Source organism: Escherichia sp. MOD1-EC5189, assembly GCF_002966045.1.
GTDB classification, from domain to species: domain Bacteria; phylum Pseudomonadota; class Gammaproteobacteria; order Enterobacterales; family Enterobacteriaceae; genus Escherichia; species Escherichia coli_F.
Genome location: NZ_PTRX01000082.1, coordinates 1 through 1,939 on the forward strand (window position 1 = coordinate 1; position 1,939 = coordinate 1,939).

Sequence of the window (1,939 nt, forward strand, 5' to 3'; positions counted from 1 at the left end):
TTATTACCATGTACGAAGACCAGCAGCCTGATAACTGGCGCGTACAGGCGATCCTGTATGCGTGAGTGTCATCTACAGCAAATGAACAATGCCGGATGCGGCACCTGTGCCTTATCCGGCCAACAGTTCCTGAAATTTCATTGTGTTAGTTGATAACACGTAATGCTGCTGTTGCCATTATAAGACGCGCTAGCATCACATCTGGCTGACTCGTTTATAAACATACTCCCCCCGTCGCCCGCAGCAATAAATCATTCTGGCTCTGCTCTGACAACCGCACGCCGCCGCGCGTATCAAACATCATCTGACACCACGCCTGCGCCATTGGCGGAGAGGCATATTTCAACATTTGCGCGCCGCAACCCAGCAGGAATAGCTGACGAGTAATCTCTCGCCCCATTTCTTCAGCTGGCTTACGCAGTTGCTGCTGCAAACGACGAACCGCGCGATCAAAATAGCGATCCTGCCCTTTCACTTCCATAAACGCTTCCGACAGTAAGTCGTATACACCCGCCTGCTTATTAAGAACGCGCAATACATCCAGGCACATAATATTGCCAGAACCTTCCCAGATGCTGTTCACCGGCATTTCCCTGTAAAGCCTCGGCAGCTCGCTCTCCTCGCAATAACCAATACCGCCCAGCACCTCCATCGCTTCGGCCACAAACGGCATACCACGTTTGCAGATAACAAATTTCGCCGCAGGCGTAAATAAACGCGCCCACAGGGCTTCTTTGGCATCGGCACGCCGGTCCCACGCTCGCGCAAGACGAAACAGCAACGCCGTTTGCCCTTCAAGCTGGAGAGCCATGCGGCTTAAGACATGACGCATCAGAGGCTGTTGGATCAATGGATTACCAAAAACATGGCGTTGATGTGCATGATAAATCGCCAGTGAGAATGCACGGCGCATCATGGCATGGCTGCCCAGAGCACAATCAAAACGTGTCATCCCGCCCATTTTCAGGATCAGGTGAATTCCTTCTCCTTCCTGCCCCAATAACCAGCCTATGGCATCCTGAAACTCCACCTCGCAGCTGGCGTTAGAGCGATTACCCAGCTTATCTTTCAGCCGCTCGAGGCGAATCGCGTTGCGTTGCCCGTCAGGCAAAAAGCGCGGCACAAAAAAGCAGGACAAACCGCCAGTGGACTGCGCCAGTACCAGATGCGCATCGCTTTGCGGCACCGAGAAAAACCATTTATGCCCCACCAGCCGATAAGAGCCATCGTCCAGACGCTCTGCGCGGGTAGTGTTGCTCATCACATCGGAACCGCCCTGCTTTTCCGTCATGCCCATGCCAATCAACAAACCGCGTTTTTGCCCACCTGGCAATAAGTGGGAATCGTAGCGATCGCTCAACAGCGGCGTGGTCCAGTCCTGAAACGGTGCGGGTAACATCTGTAATAACAATGGCGTGGCGGCAAAGGTCATCGTTATCGGGCATAACGACCCAGCCTCAACCTGTGCGTGCAACATAAAACGCGCCGCTCGCGCCACAAATGCGCCGGAGCGAGCGTCTTCTTCCCAGGCCAGATTGTGTACCCGATTGGTACATAACGCCTGCATCAGCAGGTGCCAGGCGGGGTGAAAACGCACATCGTCCAGACGGCGTCCTTGCGCATCGTAGCGCAATAATTCGGGCGGATTCACATTCGCCAGTCGCCCCAGTTCAAGGGATTCAGCCGTTCCTAACTGCTGACCAATACTGGCGAGAAAATCGCTATCCCAGCCAGCACCTTCACGCGTTACCGCTTCGCAGAGCGCGCCATCAGACAGGTATAAGTTGCTGTTATTTAATGGTATAGGTTGATTAAAAACGGTGTGAGTTTGCCAGTGCACTGTGTCTCCCTCCATCAATGGCAGTCACCATTAGTATGGTCACTGCCACGGATTCCTGACAGAAAGAGATTGCTAAAACATTCTTAGCCAGCAATATAA

At 53.2% G+C, this 1,939-nt stretch carries 1 protein-coding gene and 1 pseudogene; one reads left to right on the plus strand and one right to left on the minus strand.

What is annotated here, in order from left to right; all coding sequences use genetic code 11:
• Positions 1-65 (plus strand): annotated as a pseudogene (locus tag ATB02_RS25545) (DUF1471 family protease activator YjfN); the annotation flags it as partial.
• Between the two features lie 149 nt (positions 66-214).
• Here ATB02_RS25545 and ATB02_RS25550 read toward each other — a convergent pair.
• Complete coding sequence (locus ATB02_RS25550; RefSeq protein ID WP_105272407.1) at positions 215-1,840, minus strand: isovaleryl-CoA dehydrogenase; 1,626 nt, start codon at positions 1,838-1,840, stop codon at positions 215-217.
• Positions 1,841-1,939 lie beyond the last annotated feature (99 nt).